Origin of the sequence: Nguyenibacter vanlangensis, assembly GCF_013376155.1 — a bacterium.
In the GTDB taxonomy this organism is placed as follows: Bacteria; Pseudomonadota; Alphaproteobacteria; order Acetobacterales; family Acetobacteraceae; genus Gluconacetobacter; species Gluconacetobacter vanlangensis.
The window spans coordinates 1-738 of sequence record NZ_JABXXP010001075.1; the positions used below are offsets into that span (position 1 = coordinate 1).

Consider the following 738-nt stretch of genomic DNA (forward strand, 5'->3'; position numbering starts at 1 on the left):
GCATGCTGGCCCGCAGCCTGAACCGCGCCCCGCCGGGCCTGGCGCGGATCGCGCAGCATGTGCGGCCGGCCCTGATCCATGCGCATTTCGGCTTTGACGGGGTCGAGATCTGGCACCTGGCGCGCCGCCTGTCGATTCCGCTGCTGGTCACGCTGCACGGGTCGGACATCACGACCGACATGGCGTGGTTCGCCGCCGGCCGATCCGGGCGACGATGGAAAAACTATCCGAGCCGCCTGCGGCGTCTGGCCGCCAGTCCTGACGTGACGTTCGTTGCCGTATCGGGGCATATCCGCGACGCGGCGATCGCGGTCGGACTGCCGGCGGAGCGGATCCATGTCCGCCATATCGGCATCAATCCCGACCGTTTCATTCCGGGCCCGGTCTCTCCGGGCGCGCGGCCGCCGATCATCCTGTTCCTGGGCCGGCTGGTGGAAAAGAAGGGATGCCGGTTTCTGATCGACGCCTTTCGCCAGGTGCGCGCGGCCTTGCCCGAGGCGCGGCTGATCGTCGCGGGAGACGGCCCCGAGCGGGCCCTTCTGGAAGAGCGGGCGGCGCTGATTGGCAATGTGACCTTTACCGGCGCGGTGCCGCGCGAGCGCGTCATAGCGCTGATGGGCAAGGCGCGGGTCTTTTGCCTGCCGAGCGTCACGGCGCGCAGCGGGGACGCCGAGGGGCTGCCGCTGGTGCTGCTGGAGGCCCAGGCCAGCGGGGTGCCGGTGGTGACGTCGGCCCGAG

Annotated in this window: 1 protein-coding gene; it reads left to right on the forward strand. The window is 70.5% G+C overall.

The window, feature by feature from the left end:
- A partial coding sequence (locus HUK84_RS21315; protein WP_176641940.1) for a glycosyltransferase occupies positions 1–738 on the forward strand: 738 nt, incomplete at both ends.